Genomic DNA, 20,802 nt, shown 5'->3' with positions numbered 1-20,802 from the left:
TCTAAGTAATGTAGTTTCTTTAATTAATAATTATTTAGGGGTTAGAAATTTCCCCTTTTCTAAGGTTATACAAAAGTGTGAATAAATTTCAGTATAAAAAAATCAAATTGCTATTGATTATTAATTATTTTTTACGTAAAATACTCAAAACTAAATTGTCTAAACGTATTGAAAAATTCATCAACAAAAACCAGAGTTCGATATTCGGAAACAGATCAAATGGGCGTGGTTTATCACGGAAATTATGCTCAATTTTTCGAATTAGGAAGAACGGAATGGCTTCGTAATCTAGGGGTTACATACAAAGATATGGAAAACAGTGGAATAATGCTACCTGTAATTTCATTAAAATGTAATTTTATAAAATCGGCATTGTATGACGATATTCTTACAATTACCACTTTCTTGAAAAAAAAACCAATGGTTAAAATTGAATTTGATTATGAAATTAAAAATCAAAATAATGAAATCGTTTGTACAGGAAATTCGGTTTTAGCTTTTATAAATTCCAAAACCATGAAACCGACAAAATGTCCTGATTATTTGTTGGAAAGTTTGGGGTTTTAACAACCTTACTCCAACTCCTTCACCTCTACTTTATACAAAGTATCAAAAATAGTATAAATAGTTGCTGCATCATTTTTTCTTACAGAAATCGTGTATTCGCAATCCATTTCTAATTTCTGATTTACAATTTCAATATTTTTCTCTTTGATAATCCTCATAACAGGATTCATTAAATCGTAATTAAACTTTAATAAATAATAAATATCAATTGTTTTTTCTATAATTTCTGAAGCTTCCAAAGCCAATTGTGCAGATGTTTTATATGCTGATATTAATCCACCAACTCCTAATTTTGTGCCACCAAAATAACGGACAGAAACGATTAAAATATTGGTAACTTTAAAAGACTTAATTTGCCCATAAATAGGCAAACCTGCAGAATTATTAGGTTCGCCATCGTCGTTTGCTCTGTATTGAATGTTCTCTATTCCTATTTGATAGGCATAACAAAAATGACGAGCAGCATGGTGTTTTTTCTTCAATTCTTCCAAGCATTCTTTTACATCATCTTCAGAAAAAACAGGAAAAGCATAGCCAAAAAACTTACTTCCTTTTTCTTTAAAAAGTGTTTCTTTAGAGGGTTTTTCGATGGTTTTATATGCGTCTTTTTTCATTTTAAATCTATAAATTCTTAAAAATAGTAAGTTTTATAAACTTTACCAGTTGTTTAACCAGTTTACTTTGAACTTTTGAAACTTTAAACCCTAAAGAACTAAGCAATAGTTACCAAAACAATACCTAAAACTGCCAACGCAACTCCTATTTTATTTTTTAAGCTGAATTTCTCTTTAAACAACAACAAACCTATTAAAGTTGATAAAATTACAATTCCAACATTATTAACCGTAAACAAAACAGAACTTTCGAAATTTTTGTCTTGCAACGCTTTAATTAAAAAAATAATTGAATAATAATTGGGAACTCCCAAAATAATTCCTGCAATTATATTTTTCACACCAAAAGACTCTCTTTTTTTGATGGCTTTAAAAACTAAAATTAGAAAACCAAAAAAAGCTGCAATTCCGAATAAACTTCCAGAAAAAATAGAGATATCTTGTTGTGAGACATGATTCGTTTGCACATATTTTATTAAAGTATCTATGGTTCCAGAACCTAAAAACAATAAAATGGGGAATAATAAAGTTCCTTTTTTGTTTGATTTTTCTTCTTTTACGGAAGATAAATAAACCGCCACTAAAGCAATAATTATTCCTACTATTTTTAAAAAAGTAACAGATTCGTTATATAAAATAATTCCAAAAAAAACAGGAACTACCACAGACATTTTTCCTGCTATAGAAGTTACTGAAACGCCGTTTTTCTGTGCAGTCATAGCCATTACAAAAAAGATAGCAATAAATAAAGCACCTAAAATTAAAGCGCCTGAAAACCAAGGTTCTAAATAAATTTCTGCAATTGGTATTTTTCTTTCTGCCAATAAAAAACCCATGGAAAAAGCAACAATATAGTTAACGAAAATTGCTTTTAAAACATCTACTTTGTAAATGCCAAAATATTTAAAAATAACAAATAAACCTGTCGAAAAAAGTATACTTAGTACTAAATACATTATAAAAGTTGCTTGTTTTTCTCGAAAAGTTCGGTAACATCATCCACATTCGGAATTAAATTCCACGTATGAATTCCTAGGCTATTTGCTGAAATCGTATTTTCCTCCAAATCGTCTACAAACAAAGTTTCTGCTGCTTTTAAAGAATTTTCTTTTAAAACAAACTCGTAAATATTGGTATCTGGCTTTCTAAAATTAATTTCATGTGACAAATAAAATTGCTCAAAAGCATTTTTAAAATCATTATAAAATTGTGCTCCCAAACTATTTTGAACCCATTTTATGTGCAAATCGTTTGTGTTACTCAATAAAAATAATCGGTATTTTTTGCTAGCTGCTAATTCTTGCAAAAACGATAACCTCTCTTTTGGAAAATCTAACAGAATCGCATTCCAAGCATGTACTAAATTATTTTTTGGAATATTAAATTTATCATGAAAAAACTTGATAAAACCTTCTGTAGACATTAATCCTTTTTCATATCGATGGTAAACCTCCATCATTTCTTCAGTAATCTCAGTTACGCCTAATTTTGCCATGGCTTTGTAAGTCGCCATTTTATCTAAATTGATAAAAATATCTCCAAAATCGAAGATGATGTTTTTAATCATTCTTATATATTTTTAAAACATCGTTTTTAATGTTTTGTTCGCTTACTTTATTTGCTTTTAATTTTGGTGCTTTAATTCCTTTTTCGAAATTGGTATCTCCAATAAAAACCATAGCTTCGTCCCATAAATTTTCATTTATAAATGTTTGCAAAGTTTGTGTACCTCCTTCTACAATTAAAGATTGAATGTTGTGTTTCTGCAAAACGTTACAAATTTGTTTTGCAACGTTTTTAGAGAAATTAATTTCTTCGAAAATAATAATATCATTATTTTCGAGGGGCTGAAACCCCTTGCTATGAAGTACAATTGTTTTTACACTTCCGTCTAAAATAGTTGCATTTTTAGGAATTCTTAAACTCCTATCCAAAACAATTCTAATTGGATTTTCTCCAAACCAACTTCTAACATTTAGTTTTGGGTTGTCTGCCAAAACTGTATTTGTACCCACTAAAATCGCATGTTCTTTACTACGTAATTTATGGACTAATTGTTGGGAGAATTTGTTGGAAATCCAAATTGGAGCGTTATTTTTAACAAAACTTGAAATAGATTCCTGAGACTCTGAAACAAGTTCTTGAGACCCTGAAACAAGTTCAGGGTAAACAAAACCATCTTTCGTTTCTGCCCATTTTAATACAATATAAGGTCGTTTTTTTTCTTGAACCGTAAAAAAACGTTTGTGATGTTCTCTACATTCCTTCTCTAAAACTCCAACCACCACATTTATTCCTGCTTTTTTAAGACGCTCAATTCCTTTTCCTGAAACCAAACGATTACTATCTACACAACCAATAACTACGTTTTTAAGTTTGTTTTTTACAATTAAATCTGCACAAGGTGGTGTTTTTCCAAAATGCGAACAAGGTTCTAAAGTCACATAAATAGTTGCTTTTTCTAAAAGTTTTGGATTTTTAACAGTATTAATTGCATTTACCTCTGCATGGTTTCCTCCATAATTAGACGTAAATCCTTCGCCAATAATTTTATCTTTATAAACAATTACAGCACCAACAGATGGGTTTGGACGCGAGGTTCCAATACCATTTTTGGCAATTTGCAAACAGCGTTTTATGTAAAATTCGTGGTTCATAAACTTTTTTATTAGAAAAATTGAAACGAGTTCTGTTTAAAATTTTATTTCCTGTTTTTTATCCACTAAAAATTCTCTAGTAAAACCAAAAACAACATATTCTAATTTTCCTTTAATTCTTACATTTACCTTATTCGAAATTAAAGAATTTAACAAACCTTCTAAAACACCACTTTTATTAGTATTTAAAAACTTTTTGGTAGGAATGTGTGCAATTAAAGGAATGGAAAATTCGTTTCTTGCTGGCACTTTAAATTCTTTAGAAAAAACCTCTGCTACCTCTACTTCATTTACAAAGACCTTAATATCGTCTGTGGTAATTTTACCACTCACATCATTTGGGTTTTCAAAAAAAGCATCTGCTTTTAGCTTGATTGTGTCTCCTGCAAAACTGAGGATTTTTACATTATCCACTTTTATAAAAACGGGTTCTTTTTGTACAGAACATCCAATTAATAAAAGAAGTAAACTTGTAAAATATAGTAGTTTTTTCATCTTAAAATTCTAAAAAAATAGGTAACTTGCTCTTGCAAAAATAAGGTAATAAATGACAATTAAAGATTTTATCATAAGAGAAATAAAACCTATTGACAACCCACAACTTGCCACTGTTATTAGAAGTGCAATTTTAGAAATGGGTGCTCCAAAAATTGGTACTGCTTACGAAGATAAAGCGACTGATCATATGTTCGAGAATTTTAAAAAAGAAAAAAGTGCTTATTTTGTGGTAGAGTACAATAACAAAGTTGTTGGAGGTGCAGGAATTGCACAATTAAACAATAGTAAAGAAAACATTTGCGAGCTTCAAAAAATGTATTTTTTGCCAATTGCGAGAGGCATTGGTTTAGGAAGCAAATTAATTACCAAATGTTTACAAAAAGCCAAAGAAAATGGGTTCGAAAGTTGTTATTTAGAAACTATGCCATATATGGAAGCTGCTACCAAATTATACAAAAGAAATGGTTTTGTAAATTTGGAAAAACCAATGGGAAACACTGGCCATTATTCGTGTAATGTATGGATGCTTAAGAAAATTTAAAGAAAAAACATGGCTATTTACTACGTTCTTTCGGTAGTTCACTTCCTTTTATTTAGTTGGGCGTTTTATAATATTCTATATTTTGGAGTAAAACCATCGAAGTCTTTAAGTTGGATTTTAATTACTTTCTTCTTCCCTTTTATTGGAGTTTTTGCCTTTACGATGTTCGGAATTAACAGAAGAAAATTAAAGTTTTTTGAGCTGAAAGAAACTAAAAAACGTAAAAATTATATTAAAAAATCTTTCGAAGATAAAAAGGAAAGACATTTAAATGCTTTGGATTCTATAAAAGCAAAAAAAATATCGTCTTTAGTTTATAACAATACCAATATTCCTTTAAACACAAAAAATAGAGTAACTGTTTTAAAAAACGGAAAAGAAACTTTCGAATCGCTTTCCAAAGCAATAAAAAATGCAAAACACTTTATTCATTTGCAATATTATATTATTGAAAATGGAGAAATGTTTACCGATATTAAAAAATTATTACTTCAAAAAAGAAAAGAAAATGTTGAAGTAAGAATCTTATACGATGCCATTGGAAGTTATTATTTAAGTAAAAGTGTAAAAAAGGAGTTAAAAGATGCTGGTTGCCATCTTTACCCAGAAATGGCATTAAAACTCGGAACATTTTTGTTCACCTTAAACTTTAGAAATCATCGAAAAATAGCAGTAATCGATAACAATATTGGGTTTACTGGTGGTGTAAATATTTCTGATGAATACATTACAGAAGATACTGAATTAGGTATTTGGGAAGATGCACATATAAAAATCGAAGGCGATGCTGTATGTAGTTTGCACAAATCTTTTATGAAAGATTATTTTTATGCAACTGATGAAGATTTAAGTAAAAAAGAGAAATATATGGAAACTTGTTCCATAGAATCCGATACTAAAATACATATTGTTTCCAGTGGTCCAGATTACGAACAATCTGTAGTTATGCAACAATATTTAAGCTTTATTAACTTGGCAGAGAACAGCATTTGTGTAATGAATCCTTATTTTATTCCTACATTTTCAATTTTAGAAGCATTTAAAATTGCTGCTTTAAGTGGTGTAAAAGTTACTTTATTATTACCCAAAAAGGGCGATTCTAAAACTGCCACTTATAGCATGTATTCTTATTTCGAAGATTTAATGAAAGCAGGTGTAAACATTTATTTAAGAGACGATTTTTCGCACAGTAAAGTAATTTTTATTGATGATGAAATTGCTTCTGTAGGTTCTACAAATTTCGATTGTAGAAGCTTTGAGCACAACTACGAGTTAAACGCCATTATTTTTGATGAGGAAATAACTTCGCAAATTAGAGAAGAGTTTAACAAGCGCAAAGATTTAGCCAATAAAATAGATTTAGAAACTTTCTTAAACCGTTCTAAAACTCAAAAAACCTTAGAGCGATTGTGTCGTTTTTTTAGCCCTTTATTATAGAGTTTATGACACTTAAAGAATTAAAAATATATTTTTCGGAAGCACTTTCTACCATTTATCCAAATACAGAAATAGATTCCTTTTTCTCGATTATTATAGAAGAAAAACTAAATTTACAGAGAATTGACACCGTTTTAAAACCCAATTTTAAGATTGATGATCTTATTTTTGAAGAAATTAAAACCATTATCGGAAGATTAAAAAACGAAGAACCGATCCAGTATATTCTCGGAAAAACAGCATTTTACGGTTTGCCTTTTTATGTTGATAAAAATACGCTAATTCCAAGACCAGAAACAGAAGAATTAGTGGAATGGATTTTAAAAGAGTATCAAAAATTAAGTATTAAGAATCAAGATAATACTCTTTCTATTTTAGATATTGGAACAGGAACTGGTTGTATTCCTATTTCTTTGGCTAAAAACTTACAAAACGCAACAATTTCTGCGATTGACATTTCTGTAGAAGCTTTAAAAATTGCAAAAAAAAAATGCAATTTTAAATAATGCTGAAGTTGATTTTTTTGAATTGGATATTTTACAAGCCGAAAACCTAAATAACCTGTCAGTTCGAGCACAGTCGAAAACTCTTTTAAATAAAACTTTAGAACAAAGTAATTATAAAAAATTCGACATTATTGTTTCCAATCCACCTTATGTTCGAGAATTAGAAAAGGTAGAGATAAAAAATAATGTCTTAAAAAACGAACCTCATCTTGCCTTATTTGTAGATAATAAAAACCCATTAATTTTCTATAATAAAATAGCCCATTTAGCAAAAAAACATCTTACCAAAAACGGAATTTTATTTTTTGAAATCAACCAATATTTAGGAAAAGAAACTGTTGCAATGTTACGTCAAGAAGGTTTTAAAAACATCGAATTGAAAAAAGATTTGTTTGGAAATGATAGAATGATAAAGTGCCAATGAATTTAATTTGTTTCTAAACTTAAAAAAATATAACTTCGCTATTAATATCAAACTCGCTTCTGTAAACACTAATATAAATAGTTAAGAAGAAATTAAAGTTAATACCTTTAAAAAAAATGTTATGAAAAAAAATATTTTGCGCTATTGTGTTATTACAATTTTGCTATTAAAAGCGACTCAAATTTCTGCTCAGACATTTAATAATAAAACTAGTGAAAAAACGTTTCGAGAGAATTATATTTTATTAAGACCTAATGCCAATATTGGTTTGTTAAATAATAATGTAATTTCTTCTTTCGGTATTAGAACATTATTAAAAGCTGGTAGCAACAAAGCTTATGGAATGGAAATATCTCGTTTTCGAAACCATAAAACAAATAAAATCTTTTATTCAGCTGGAATAATTATTGAACAAAAATTATTTAATTGGTTTAACATGTCTGCAGGTACTGTTGGCTATTTTAATTTTGGCGACCTTTCTGAAAATGTTGTTGGGTTTACGTCTAATTTAGGCTGGGAACCGAATTCTAACAAACGATTTAGCCCATTTATTACTTACAGAAGTGATTGTATTTTTACTTCGAAAATTCAATTTATACACTCTTTAAATATAGGATTAAATATTAAGCTATAAAAATTATTCTTGTGTAAGCGTAAAATATTTAATGAATTGCTCTCTATAAAATTCATATCTCTTAATTCAATCTTCAACCTCATAATCAACACGTTAGTTAGTCTTCAAACTGTAACAAAAAACCTTCCCTGAAATCATTTTAAATTTAATTACTTTTGCAAAATGGTTAAAGAAATTCAGCTTCGTGTTAATTTAATAGAAGAACGCAAAGAAAATATTTTACTTTACAAAGCTTCTAAACAATTAGGAATTGATAAAAATAAAATTTCTGCCGTAAAAATCTTACGAAAATCTATTGATGCTCGTAAAAAAAACATCATACTTAACTATAAAGTTGCTGTTTATATTAACGAACAAATTCCAGAAAAATCGGATTATATTTTCGAATATAAAGATGTTTCCAAGGCAAAAGAAGTTCATATCATTGGTTTTGGTCCTGCAGGAATGTATGCTGCTTTGCGTTGTATAGAATTAGGCTACAAACCTGTGGTTTTAGAACGAGGAAAAAATGTGCAAGATAGACGTAGAGATTTAAAGGCAATTAATCAAGACCATTTTGTAAACGAAGATTCTAATTATTGTTTTGGTGAAGGTGGAGCAGGAACGTATTCTGATGGAAAACTGTACACACGTTCTTTAAAACGTGGAGATGTGCGTAGAATTTTCGAAAATTTGGTGTTTCATGGAGCTACAGAGCAAATTTTAATTGATGCACATCCTCATATTGGAACCAATAAATTACCAAAAATCATCCAAAATATTCGTGAAAACATTTTAAAATTTGGTGGCGAAATTCATTTTAAAACCAAAGTAACTAATTTTGTAATTAAAAATAATAAACTACAATCAATTCAACTTCAAAATGGCCAAGAAATAACTGTGAATGCAGTTATTTTAGCAACAGGACATTCAGCCAGAGATATATACGAATTATTGCATAAAAAAGAAATTGCAATAAAAGCAAAATCTTTTGCAATGGGCGTTCGTGTGGAGCATCCTCAAGAAATTATTGATCAAATTCAATACAACTGTTCAGGCGAAAGAGACGAATTATTACCAGCTGCAGCTTATAGCTTGGTAAATCAGGTAAATAATAGAGGTGTTTATTCTTTTTGTATGTGTCCAGGAGGTTTTATCGTTCCTGCAGCTACTGCAAATGGCGAAGTTGTTGTAAATGGAATGTCGCCAAGTAGAAGAAATAATAAGTTTGCAAACTCAGGCATTGTTGTAGAATTAGATATTAATCGAGATTTTAAAAAATACGAGAAATTTGGCGAATTAAAAGGCTTAGAATTTCAAAAAGATTTAGAGAAAATTGCTTTTTACGCTGGTGGAAGAACACAAACAGCACCTGCACAAAGATTGGTAGATTTTGTAGAGGGAAAACTTTCATCAGATGTAAATGAAACCTCATATCAACCAGGCTTAAAATCGGCTCCACTACACTCTCTTTTACCGAAAATTATTGGAAGTAGATTGCGAAAAGGTTTTCCTGAATTTGGCAAAAAAATGCATGGTTATTTTACAAATGAAGCCAATATTGTAGGTGTGGAATCTAGAACATCATCTCCAATAAATATCCCAAGAAAAGAAAATTTAGAACATACAGAAATCGAAGGATTGTTTCCTTGTGGCGAAGGTGGTGGTTATGCAGGTGGCATTGTTTCTGCTGCGATGGATGGAGAACGTTGTGCAGAAGCCGCAATTGCAAAATTATAGTAGAATTATTGTGCTAATCCATTAACTATATATAACTTTACAATCAATTTAAAGCTTATTGATGAAAATTACAATTGGTCGTTCAGACAAGGCAGATTTTCCTGAATTATCTCTTTCAGAAATTGATGTAAAAATAGATTCTGGTGCATACACCTCTTCTATACATTGTTCTGATATTAAGGAAATTGCTGTAAATGGAGAACCTTTTATTCAGTTTACTTTATTAGATCCAGAGCATCCTTTTTACAATAACAAGGAGTTTACATTTAAAAATTATGCTTCTAAAGTTGTAAAAAGTTCGAACGGAATTTCCGAAAAACGTTTTATGATTCGTACAGAAATTGTAATTTTTAATAAAACGTTTCCAATCTATTTAACCTTAAGCGAACGTAAAGACATGAAATTCCCTGTTTTATTAGGGAGAAAATTTTTGAATAAAAAATTTGTGATAGATACTATAAAGAAAAATTTATCATACAAATTAAAAAATAAAAACTAATGAGAATTGTAATTTTATCTAGAAATCCAAAACTATATTCAACAAAAAGATTGGTAGAAGCTGCAGAAAAGAGGAAACATGAAGTAATAGTCGTGGATCATTTAAAATGCAATATCGAAATAGAAAAAAGATCTCCAAAAATATTTTATAAAGGAGAATATTTAGAAAATGTAGACGCTATAATTCCAAGAATTGGTGCTTCTGTAACATTTTATGGAACTGCAGTAATTCGTCAGTTCGAAATGATGAAGGTTTTTACAGCAGTTTCTTCTATTGCCTTAACTAGGTCGAGAGACAAATTAAGTAGTTTACAAATTTTAGCAAGAGCTGGTGTAGGTTTGCCAAAAACGGTTTTTACAAATTACACAAAAGATGTAGAACACGTTATCGATTCTGTTGGTGGAACTCCATTAGTTTTAAAATTATTAGAAGGAACCCAAGGTTTAGGAGTTGTTTTAGCAGAAACACAAAATGCAGCCACTTCTGTTTTAGAAGCATTTAATGGTTTAGGCGCAAGAGTAATTGCACAAGAGTTTATTAAAGAAGCTGGTGGTGCAGATATTAGAGCATTTGTTGTAGATGGTAAAGTAATTGGAGCTATGAAGCGTCAAGGAAAAGAAGGCGAATTCCGCTCTAATTTACATAGAGGTGGAAATGCAAATGTTATTGAATTGACAGACGAAGAAGAAAAAACAGCTTTAAAAGCGACAAAAGCAATGGGCCTAGGTGTTGCAGGTGTAGATATGCTACAATCTTCTAAAGGGCCTTTAGTTTTAGAGGTAAATTCTTCCCCTGGTTTAGAAGGAATAGAAGTTGCCACTGGAAAAAATATAGCAAAAGAAATTATCCGTTATTTAGAGTTAAATGTTGAATAAACCTTTTATTCTTTTAGGAAAAGAAATTCCTAAAGGAAAACGAACTGTTTTAGACTTAAAAGTAGCCAAATTACATACAAGAACTACTGTAAATGTTCCTGTAATTATAGAACGCTCTACAAACCCTGGCCCTGTAGTTTTATTATTGGCAGGAATCCATGGAGATGAAACCAATGGAGTTGGTATTATTAGAGAAATAATCAACCAAGAAATTAACAAGCCCAAAAACGGAACCATTATTTGCATTCCTGTTTTTAACATTTTTGGGTACTTAATTCAAACCAGAGAATTTCCTGACGGAAGAGATTTAAACAGAATGTTTCCTGGCTCTGCAACTGGTTCTTTGGCGAGCCAATTTGCCTATCAATTTACCAAAGAAATTGCACCTTATGTAGATTATGTAATCGATTTTCATACAGGTGGTGGAGAGCGTGATAATATTTCGCAAATTCGTTGCAATAAAGATGATGAAAAAGCACTGGAATTAGCCAAAGTTTTTAATCCTCCAATGATTGTTTACTCTAACAATATTGCAAAATCTTTAAGAGATACTTTACATAAAATGGGAAAAACTATTTTATTATTTGAAGGAGGGAAATCGAAAGAATTAAATCCAACTGTTATAAACGAAGGTGTAAATGGAACCAAAAATGTTCTTATTCGTTTAGGATTAATTGAAGGAGCAATAAACGTAAGAGCCACACCTGTTTATGTAAAAAAAGCAAAATGGCTTAGAGCACAACATTCTGGAATGTTTCAAATTAGAGTAAGAAATGGTGCATTTGTAAAGAAAAAAGAAGTTTTAGGAATTATCCAAGACCCATTTGGAGAATTTAAAAAGAAAATTTATGCCCCAGAAAATTGTCATATTTTCTGCGTGAATCAAACTCCCATTGTAAATAAAGGCGATGCTTTATTTCATCTTAGTTTTGGAGAATAAAAAAGTATTATAAAAATAGAACTAGCAATTTAAAGAGAAAAACTTCATAAGTGTTAAATTCTCTATTTCTTTCATATTTTTTCTTTATTAAAGTTGCTTTTCAAATAAAAAAAACTAAAATTGCTTACTAATTTATAAAATAACAAAAACTATGAGAGCAATACCAATATTAATATTCCTATTTATTTTAATAGGATGCAAAAATGAGAAAAAGAAAGTTACACTAAATCAATTAATTACACATTATAACAAGATAGAAGTACCACAATCTTACTCAATAGATTTTACAAATACAAGATTTGTACCTTACCAAGTTTATGATTATAAAAATGTAGATGGTTTAACAGCAAACCATATCATAGAAATAGATGGCAAAAGGAAACAAGCATATAATAAGCGTTTAACCAATGTTGCAGGTGGTTTCGAATTTGAATCTATAACTGCTGTAAAAGACACAACTGCTATTGATTATAGTTTAAATAAAATATGGGATGGAAACTTTATAACCTCTTTAGATGCCAAAGAAGAATATAATTATTTACAAAAAACAGGACAAAGAAAATTAAGTGTTTTCGAAGCTAAGAAATTACTAGAAACCCCAAAGGATTCTTTAATTTATGTATTTGATTCAAAAACTTTAGATGCCATTATTACTAAAAATGGTAAAAAAGATACTTTGGTTTATACTTTTTCAACACAACCCATACAATTAAAAGAAATTAAAAATAGTGCTGAATCTCGTATTTTTAAAAACTTTAAGACTTACAAAGGTTTTTCGTACGCTTCAGAATATAGCTACGTAAAAAATAAAGACACAACAACAACACCTCTTAAAGTTAAAATAAATTCTTTTAAAGAAATTGATAAGATAGATGCAAATAAATTTTCTACCCCTAAAGGATATACTTTTGAAAAACCAATTGTTAATAAAGACAAACTATCTAAAATAGGAAAAAACACCTACATTATAAGAGACTTTAAAAGAGGAAGAAACGTACTTTTTGTCGTTAAAAATAATGTTATTACAGTTATAGGTGCACCCGTTTCAAATACATATTCTAAAGAAGTAATAGAAACTATTGAGAAAAAATTTCCGAAAGGAAAAATTAAATTTGTTTATGTAACTCATATGCACAATGATCATATTGCGGGTCTTCAAGAATATGCGAATAAAAACGCAACAATTATAGCAGATGCTTTTACTATTGAAGGTATAAAAGATTTTGATCAATTTAAAGAAACAAGTAATCAATTTAAGTTTAAAACGATTAAAGACAGAGAAATTTTCAACGGAATTCAATTTCACTATCCAAAAAACAGACATTGTAAAATGCAGGGATTTGCTTACATCATTAAAGATCAATTAGTTTATCAGGGAGACTTTATGCAAGTATCCTCTAATTTAACAGTACCTAGCATATTGCCAGAAGCCACCAAACACTTTATAGAGAGAATTTATGAAGATAAATTGGCTGTAAAAACAGTTATAGGACAACACCAAGCAGGTAATGAAATACCTATGACATTTTTAAACAAATACTACAAAAAACACCAATAATTTTTTATTTTAAAATATCTAAAAACGCTATAGCTTTGTAAAAAGTTATAGCGTTTTTAATAAGTAAATTACTGTGAAAAATTTTAAAAAGCCTAAATTTGTAACATGCGAATAGATATTATTTCAGTAGCCCCCAATTTATTAGAAAGCCCTTTTAACCACTCTATTGTTAAAAGAGCTAAGGAAAAAGGGTTGGCAGAAATTATAATTCACGATTTACGTGAATATGGTTTGGGCAATTACAAACAAATTGACGATACTCAGTTTGGTGGTGGAGCAGGAATGGTACTAATGATTGAACCCATTGCAAATTGCATTCGAAAATTACAAGCAGAAAGAGTGTATGACGAAGTTATTTATATGACTCCAGACGCAAAAACACTCAACCAATCTACAGCAAACACACTTTCCTTAAAAGAAAACATTTTAATTCTTACAGGACATTACAAAGGTGTCGATCAACGAATTAGAGATCTATTTATTACCAAAGAAATATCTATTGGAGAGTATGTGTTAACGGGTGGCGAATTGGCTGCAGCAGTTTTAGTAGATGCAGTTGTTCGTTTAATTCCTGGCGTTATTGGCGATGAACAATCTGCACTTACAGATTCTTTTCAGGATGGTTTATTATCTCCACCTGTTTATACGAGACCTTCCAATTTCGAAGGAAATAAAGTTCCAGAGATTTTATTAACTGGAAATTTTCCAAAAATTGACGATTGGCGAAGTGAAAAAGCATACGAAAGAACAAAAAACATTAGACCCGATTTATTAGATAAAACTTCTTAATTTTTTAAGATTGAATTTTAGAAAAAAGTAAAAAAACAATAAAAATTAATGTTTTTTATGTAGAAAATAAATCTTAAGGCTGTTTATTTGTAGGTATTAGCAGCTTTTTTAAGTAATTTATAATTTGAAATTAAAAATAATTTTATCAACAAAAAAATAATTACTACTTTTGCAACCGCTAAATTAACCTCTGACGAAAAAATCGTGAATGTTGCTTTACAAAATAATAAACATTTAATATGGAAGCTTTAATAAAATTTGTACAAGACGAATTTGTAACAAAAAAAGAATTTGCAGAATTTGCTGCTGGTGATACCATTACTGTGTATTACGAAATTAAAGAGGGAGAAAAAGTAAGAACTCAGTTTTTTAGAGGAGTTGTTATACAAAGAAGAGGAACTGGTTTATCAGAAACTTTTACTATCAGAAAAATGTCTGGTACTGTAGGTGTTGAGAGAATTTTCCCTGTAAACTTACCTTCTATTCAAAAAATCGAAGTGAACAAAAGAGGTAAAGTACGTAGAGCCCGTATTTTCTACTTTAGAGGTCTTACTGGTAAAAAAGCTAGAATTACTGAAAAAAGAAGATAATCTCTTTCAAATAAAAGTATTTAAAAGCGTTGTGAATTTTCACAACGCTTTTTTTAATTAACAATTGTTTATAACCACAGTTAATAAAATGTTGATTTTTAAATGGTTAAAAATTTTGCATTCTTTTAAATTGAAACTATATTTACTTCATAATTTACAAATTAATTAAACTATAAGTCTTCAAAAGCTGAAAAAAAAATTAAAAGTAAATTCTTAAAGTAACGTTCTTTATGTATTGTTTTTCTGAAAATTAAAGTAATTTTAAATTCAAATCAGATATTTTAAATCATTATAATTAGGTAGTTTAAAAAAGAAACGTTCTAAGAAATAACAAAGGCAACTGCGTTTATTTTAGAAATACTAAGAGATTAGTAGAGCAAACTCATTTCTTAACGCACAGAATTTATAACGTATATTTTAAAATTAGCCACTGAAATGTAATTTTTAGTTTTAATTTAAAGAAAACAATAGAAACATTGATAAAAATTTAACAAAAGTAACATGCTTTTATTAAATTAAGGATGTTTCGAAAACTGAAATAGCAGATAGTAACCTTGCTTAAATTAAGAAGGTATAAAACATTCGTTTTATTTGTTTTCTGTAATTATACAAAAACACTGCTTAAAACTATTTCGAAGAAGCCATATCGTAACAAGAAATTGTTGGATATGGCTTTTATTTTTAATTAGTAGCAAAATAATTATGTTTCTTATTCATTTATTTTCAATATTAAAATAGAGGTGTAACAATGCGATTCTTATATTTTCTTTTTTTATCCGAGGAAAAAATAATTCAAACTATTTACACAACATTTTAATATTAATTTGGTGTAATTTTTAACTTCTACGAAATCGATTTCAAAAATTATTAATTCTGCAATAAAACCTACTAATTAATAACATTTTACCAATAAAAAATTCGGTAAAAATTCTTAAATTTGCTCGCTTTCAAAACAATGATTCTTCATTAAGGAAGTTATTCCAATAGTACAATTACTTAAAACACAATTTACATGAGCAAAATAGCTAAGATTATATACACGAAAACAGATGAAGCACCAGCTTTAGCAACCCGTTCTTTTTTACCAATTGTAGAAGCGTTTACAAAGTCTTCTAATATCGAATTCGAAGTAAAAGATATTTCTTTAGCAGCAAGAATTTTAGCTAATTTCTCTGAGTATTTAACAGAAGATCAAAAAGTGGAAGATGCTTTGGCTCAATTAGGTAATTTGGCAAAATTGCCAGATACAAACATTATAAAATTACCAAATATTAGTGCATCTGTACCTCAATTAAATGATGCTATTAAAGAATTACAAGCATTAGGATATGCAATTCCTAACTATCCTGAAGAAGCGAATACAGCCGAAGAAAAAAAGATTTTAGCTTTATATAATAAAGTAAAAGGTTCTGCTGTAAACCCAGTTTTACGTGAAGGAAATTCGGACAGAAGAGCACCAAAAGCAGTAAAAAACTACGCTCGTAAGAATCCACATGCTATGGGTGCTTGGTCTGCAGATTCTAAAACTCATGTAGCAACAATGTCTGCTGGAGATTTTGCACACAACGAATTGTCTGTTACTTTACCGAAAGCAACAACAGTTAGCATTCAGCATATTGCAGAAAATGGAGAAAAAACAGTTTTAAAAGATCGTCTTTCTCTTTTAAAAGGAGAAATTATAGATGCAACTGTAATGAGTAAAAAAGCATTAATTAGCTTTTTAGAAAGAGAAATTGCAGACGCTAAAGAAAAAGATGTGTTACTCTCATTACACATGAAAGCAACTATGATGAAGGTTTCTGACCCAATTATTTTTGGACATGCAGTTCGTATTTTCTTTAAAGACATTTTCGAAAAATACGGTAAAACTTTAGAGGAAATTGGTGTAGATGTAAATAATGGTTTTGGAAACTTATTAAGAAATTTAGAAGAAGTTTCTGTAGAAAAGAAAACAGAAATTTTATCAGATATTGCTGAGGTTTACAATAAAAGACCAGCTGTTGCCATGGTAAATTCCGACAAAGGAATTACCAATTTACACGTTCCTAGCGATGTAATTATCGATGCTTCTATGCCAGCAATGATTCGTACTTCTGGACAAATGTGGAATGCAGCAGGAAAGCTACAAGACACCAAAGCTATAATTCCAGATAGTTCTTATGCAGGAATTTATAGTGCAACTATCGACTTTTGTAAAAAGAACGGTGCTTTCGACCCAACAACTATGGGAACTGTTCCTAATGTTGGTTTAATGGCTCAAAAAGCAGAAGAATATGGTTCGCATGACAAAACTTTCGAAATTTCTGGAAATGGAAAAGTAGTGGTTGTAGATGCAGATGGAAACACGTTAATGCAACACAATGTAGAAACTGGAGATATCTGGAGAATGTGTCAAACAAAAGATGCTCCAATACAAGACTGGGTAAAATTAGCAGTAACACGAGCAAGAACTTCTAAAACGCCAGCTGTTTTTTGGTTAGATAAAAACAGAGCACATGATGCAGAAATTATTAAAAAAGTAAATACATATTTACCAAATCACGATACTTCTGGTTTAGATATTCGAATTTTATCTCCTGTTGAAGCGACTGAATTCACTTTAAATAGAATTATTAAAGGAGAAGATACCATTTCTGTTTCAGGAAACGTATTGCGTGATTATTTAACAGATTTATTCCCAATTTTAGAAGTAGGTACTTCTGCAAAAATGCTGTCTATTGTTCCCTTAATGAATGGTGGTGGTTTATTTGAAACGGGTGCTGGAGGATCGGCTCCAAAACATGTACAACAATTTTTAGAAGAAAACCATTTACGTTGGGATTCTTTAGGAGAATTTTTAGCCTTAGCAGTTTCTTTAGAACATTTAGGAACTACGCAAAACAACCCGAAAGCACTTATTTTAGGAGAAACTTTAGACGATGCAACAGATACTTTCTTAGACAACATGAAATCTCCATCTAGAAAAGTGGGGGAATTAGACAATAGAGGAAGTCATTTTTATTTAGCTTTATATTGGGCAAAAGCTTTGGCTAATCAAACGAAAGATTTAGAATTAAGTAATGAATTTTCTAAAATATATAAAGAATTGCTTGAGAATGAATCTAAAATTGTAGAGGAATTAAATGAAATTCAAGGAAAAGCTGTAGATATTCAGGGATACTACAAGCCTAATGATGTCTTAGCAAACAATGCAATGAGACCAAATGCCATTTTTAATAATATTTTAAATGTTTAAAAAATTGTAATTTTATTAACATAAAGAGTGCTTTTACAAGTACTCTTTTTTTTAGTTTTATTTTTAGGTAAAATAACCATCACAGATTTAAACTTGGCTTTAACTGAAAAAGATAGATCTGTATTGCAATATTTAAATTCTCTAGAGAAGTTTTGGGTAGATTATTATACGTTAAGAAGATTAACGCTATACGATTTCATCAAAAACAAAAAAATTGAAGTAGAAGATATTTCCTACGATTAATATTCAGTAGAAATTCCTTTTTAACGTTACTTTATAATTTTTGTGTTGTATTTTCGTTGAAATTATTATCATTATAATTAAACGAAAAATCAATGCATTTTAAGAAAATTTGTTTGCTATTTTTTCTTTGTTCCATTACTTTTTTAGGGCAAGAAAAAATTACAATCAGTGGTACTGTTTACGACAATTCCAACAACGAAACCTTAATTGGAGTTTCTGTATATTTTCCAGATTTAAACGCGGGAACAACCACCAACGAATATGGTTTTTATTCGATAACTATTCCTGAAGGTAAATACAAAATACAAGTTAGTTATTTGGGTTATACCACAATCCAAGAAACCATAAGCTTATCAGAAAAAACAACAAAAAACTTTAAACTTATAGAAGAAACCGAAAGTTTAGACGAGATTGTTATAGAAAGTAATATCGAAAAACTAAACATTCGAACACCTCAAATGAGTGTGAATAAACTTACTGCAGCAACTATAAAACAAATTCCTGTTGTTCTGGGAGAAGCAGATATTATAAAGTCGTTAATTTTATTACCTGGAGTTACAAGTGCAGGAGAAGGCGCATCTGGCTTTAATGTTAGAGGTGGTGCAGCAGACCAAAATTTAATTTTATTGGATGAAGCAATAGTTTTTAATTCTTCTCATTTATTCGGTTTTTTCTCAGTTTTTAATCCAGATGTAATTAAAGATATACAACTCTACAAAGGAGGCATTCCAGCAAAATATGGAGGAAGATTATCTTCCGTTTTAGATATTTATCAAAAAGAAGGAAACAGTAAAAACTTTAATATTACTGGAGGAATTGGACTGGTTTCCAGCAGATTATTAATTGAAGGTCCTTTAGAAAAAGAAAAAAGCTCTTTTTTAGTAGGAGGTAGAGCTTCTTATGCACATTTATTTTTGCCACTTTTCGATAATGATAACAAAGCATATTTCTACGATTTAAATAGCAAAGTAAATTATCGATTTAACAATAAAAACAATGTTTTTCTATCTACTTATTTTGGAAAAGACGTTTTTGGGATTAACGATAGTTTTGTAAATTCTTATGGAAATACAGTCGTAAACTTACGTTGGAACCATCTTTTTTCTGATAAATTATTCTCTAACCTATCTTTAATTTATTCGGATTATTTTTATGGATTAATTTTAGATTTTGTTGGTTTCGAATGGAATTCTGGAATTACCAACTTTAACCTTAAATACGATTTTAAACATTATTTAAACAAAAAATTAAAACTAAGTTATGGTGTTAACAACATTTATATAAAATTCAATCCAGGAGAAATTATTCCAAATAGAGACGATTCTGGCATTGTACCAGAAAAATTAATCGATAAATATGCGAATGAATTTGCTGCTTATTTAGAAGCAGAACATAAAATTAGCGACAAGCTTACTTTCCAATATGGAGTACGTTTTAGCAACTTTCTAAGGTTAGGTCAAGATGCATTAAATACGTACCAAAACAACCAAGCTGTTATTTATAATAATGAGTTTAAAAAATACGAATCTGCAACTCCAACAGGAACAGAAAACTTTAAAAGAAGCGATGTAATTTCTAGTTTTAGCAATTTCGAACCTCGTTTTTCTATGTCTTATACTTTAGATGATAATACGTCTATAAAAGCTAGCTATAATAGAATGGCACAGTATTTACATTTGCTTTCTAACACTGCCTCTCCTACTCCTTTAGATGTTTGGACGCCAAGTGGAAAATATGTACAACCACAACTGTTAGATCAATTTGCTGTTGGATATTTTAAATCGATAAAAGATGGCAATTATTCTTTGGAAACTGAAGCGTTTTATAAAGATATAAAAAACAGAATAGATTATATAAATGGTGCCAATTTAATTGCAAATAACGAGATAGAAACCGTTATTTTAAATGGAAAAGCAAGAGCTTACGGATTGGAAGTTTTGTTTAAAAAAAATGAAGGAAAACTTAAAGGATGGCTTGCTTATACTCTTTCTAGGTCTGAACAATTAACTGCTGGAAGAAATGCAAATGAACCTGGCATTAACCAAGGAAATTGGTATAGCACTCCTTATGATAAAACACACGATTTCTCGATAAATGCAAGTTATAAATTAAACGAAAAGTGGACCTTTAATAGTAATTTCGTTTTTCAAACAGGACAACCTACCAATTATCCAGTTGGACAATATGAAGTGCAAGGTTTAAACTTGCCTATTTATAATGATAATCGTAGAAATGAAGACAGGCTTCCTGCATACCATAGATTAGATATTTCTGCAACATTAACTCCAAAAAAGAATAAAAATAGAAAATGGCAAGGAGAATGGGTTTTCGGAATCTATAATTTATATGGAAGACAAAACGCTGCTTCTTTAGCATTTAGACAAAATGATGAAACCATGCGTAACGAAGCGCTACAAACCTCTATTTTTGGAATTGTACCTTCTATAACTTATAATTTTAAATTCTAATGATGGAC

At 29.6% G+C, this 20,802-nt stretch carries 19 protein-coding genes and 1 pseudogene; 15 read left to right on the top strand and 5 right to left on the bottom strand.

What is annotated here, in order from left to right:
• Window positions 1-168 precede the first annotated feature (168 nt).
• A complete protein-coding gene (locus J3359_RS18245; protein WP_208078621.1) occupies window positions 169-567 on the top strand; it encodes an acyl-CoA thioesterase in 399 nt (132 codons plus the stop codon).
• Between the two features lie 5 nt (window positions 568-572).
• Here the strand turns inward: J3359_RS18245 and J3359_RS18240 are convergent, their stop codons facing one another.
• The 5 genes from J3359_RS18240 to J3359_RS18220 form a co-directional block, all read right to left on the bottom strand.
• Window positions 573-1,181 carry an IMPACT family protein gene (locus J3359_RS18240; protein WP_208078620.1) on the bottom strand — a complete coding sequence of 203 codons (609 nt, stop codon included), beginning with the start codon at window positions 1,179-1,181 and terminating at the stop codon, window positions 573-575.
• 98 nt (window positions 1,182-1,279) lie between these two features.
• Window positions 1,280-2,140, bottom strand: coding sequence for an EamA family transporter (locus J3359_RS18235; RefSeq protein ID WP_208080525.1), 861 nt, complete (start codon window positions 2,138-2,140; stop codon window positions 1,280-1,282).
• Window positions 2,137-2,748, bottom strand: a complete 612-nt coding sequence (locus J3359_RS18230; protein WP_208078618.1) for an HAD-IA family hydrolase — start codon at window positions 2,746-2,748, stop codon at window positions 2,137-2,139. The genes J3359_RS18235 and J3359_RS18230 overlap by 4 nt, the downstream gene beginning before the upstream one ends.
• Window positions 2,741-3,838 carry a bifunctional diaminohydroxyphosphoribosylaminopyrimidine deaminase/5-amino-6-(5-phosphoribosylamino)uracil reductase RibD gene (gene ribD, locus J3359_RS18225; RefSeq protein ID WP_208078616.1) on the bottom strand — a complete coding sequence of 366 codons (1,098 nt, stop codon included), beginning with the start codon at window positions 3,836-3,838 and terminating at the stop codon, window positions 2,741-2,743. The genes J3359_RS18230 and ribD overlap by 8 nt, the downstream gene beginning before the upstream one ends.
• A 36-nt stretch (window positions 3,839-3,874) precedes the next feature.
• Complete coding sequence (locus tag J3359_RS18220) at window positions 3,875-4,333, bottom strand: LEA type 2 family protein (RefSeq protein ID WP_208078615.1); 459 nt, start codon at window positions 4,331-4,333, stop codon at window positions 3,875-3,877.
• 52 nt (window positions 4,334-4,385) lie between these two features.
• Here J3359_RS18220 and J3359_RS18215 point away from each other — a divergent pair, with 52 nt between their 5' ends.
• From J3359_RS18215 to J3359_RS18150, 14 genes and pseudogenes are all read left to right on the top strand, one after another.
• Window positions 4,386-4,877, top strand: a complete 492-nt coding sequence (locus tag J3359_RS18215; RefSeq protein WP_208078613.1) for a GNAT family N-acetyltransferase — start codon at window positions 4,386-4,388, stop codon at window positions 4,875-4,877.
• Window positions 4,878-4,886: 9 nt separating this feature from the next.
• Entirely contained in the window at window positions 4,887-6,314 is a 1,428-nt protein-coding gene (gene cls, locus J3359_RS18210) for a cardiolipin synthase (protein WP_208078611.1), read from the top strand.
• 5 nt (window positions 6,315-6,319) lie between these two features.
• Window positions 6,320-7,244 (top strand): annotated as a pseudogene (gene prmC / locus J3359_RS18205) (peptide chain release factor N(5)-glutamine methyltransferase).
• A gap of 121 nt (window positions 7,245-7,365) precedes the next feature.
• Window positions 7,366-7,878, top strand: coding sequence for a hypothetical protein (locus J3359_RS18200; protein WP_208078609.1), 513 nt, complete (start codon window positions 7,366-7,368; stop codon window positions 7,876-7,878).
• Window positions 7,879-8,040: 162 nt separating this feature from the next.
• The gene (locus J3359_RS18195; protein ID WP_208078607.1) at window positions 8,041-9,597 is read left to right on the top strand and encodes an NAD(P)/FAD-dependent oxidoreductase; all 1,557 of its coding nucleotides are present in this window, start codon (window positions 8,041-8,043) and stop codon (window positions 9,595-9,597) included.
• A 61-nt stretch (window positions 9,598-9,658) separates the two neighbouring features.
• Window positions 9,659-10,096: an ATP-dependent zinc protease family protein gene (locus tag J3359_RS18190; protein WP_208078605.1), complete on the top strand. Its 438-nt coding sequence runs from the start codon at window positions 9,659-9,661 to the stop codon at window positions 10,094-10,096.
• Window positions 10,096-10,971, top strand: a complete 876-nt coding sequence (rimK, locus tag J3359_RS18185; protein ID WP_208078603.1) for a 30S ribosomal protein S6--L-glutamate ligase — start codon at window positions 10,096-10,098, stop codon at window positions 10,969-10,971. Before J3359_RS18190 ends, rimK begins: the two co-directional genes overlap by 1 nt.
• Window positions 10,961-11,911, top strand: coding sequence for a succinylglutamate desuccinylase/aspartoacylase family protein (locus J3359_RS18180; protein WP_208078601.1), 951 nt, complete (start codon window positions 10,961-10,963; stop codon window positions 11,909-11,911). The genes rimK and J3359_RS18180 overlap by 11 nt, the downstream gene beginning before the upstream one ends.
• Before the next feature lie 151 nt (window positions 11,912-12,062).
• Complete coding sequence (locus tag J3359_RS18175; protein WP_208078599.1) at window positions 12,063-13,469, top strand: MBL fold metallo-hydrolase; 1,407 nt, start codon at window positions 12,063-12,065, stop codon at window positions 13,467-13,469.
• A gap of 105 nt (window positions 13,470-13,574) precedes the next feature.
• Window positions 13,575-14,258, top strand: coding sequence for a tRNA (guanosine(37)-N1)-methyltransferase TrmD (trmD, locus tag J3359_RS18170; protein WP_208078597.1), 684 nt, complete (start codon window positions 13,575-13,577; stop codon window positions 14,256-14,258).
• A gap of 239 nt (window positions 14,259-14,497) precedes the next feature.
• On the top strand, window positions 14,498-14,848 hold the full coding sequence (gene rplS, locus J3359_RS18165) for a 50S ribosomal protein L19 (protein ID WP_088354144.1): 351 nt from the start codon (window positions 14,498-14,500) through the stop codon (window positions 14,846-14,848).
• Window positions 14,849-15,860: 1,012 nt separating this feature from the next.
• A complete protein-coding gene (locus J3359_RS18160) occupies window positions 15,861-18,083 on the top strand; it encodes an NADP-dependent isocitrate dehydrogenase (protein ID WP_208078596.1) in 2,223 nt (740 codons plus the stop codon).
• A 27-nt stretch (window positions 18,084-18,110) separates the two neighbouring features.
• Window positions 18,111-18,326 (top strand): hypothetical protein, encoded by a 216-nt coding sequence (locus J3359_RS18155; RefSeq protein ID WP_243765959.1) that lies wholly within the window; start codon window positions 18,111-18,113, stop codon window positions 18,324-18,326.
• Window positions 18,327-18,418: 92 nt separating this feature from the next.
• A complete protein-coding gene (locus J3359_RS18150) occupies window positions 18,419-20,794 on the top strand; it encodes a TonB-dependent receptor (RefSeq protein ID WP_208078594.1) in 2,376 nt (791 codons plus the stop codon).
• Window positions 20,795-20,802: the final 8 nt, after the last annotated feature.

This window comes from Polaribacter cellanae (genome assembly GCF_017569185.1).
In the GTDB taxonomy this organism is placed as follows: domain Bacteria; phylum Bacteroidota; class Bacteroidia; order Flavobacteriales; family Flavobacteriaceae; genus Polaribacter; species Polaribacter cellanae.
The sequence above is the reverse complement of the archived record's forward strand: the minus strand, read 5'-3'. Positions and strand labels throughout refer to the sequence as shown.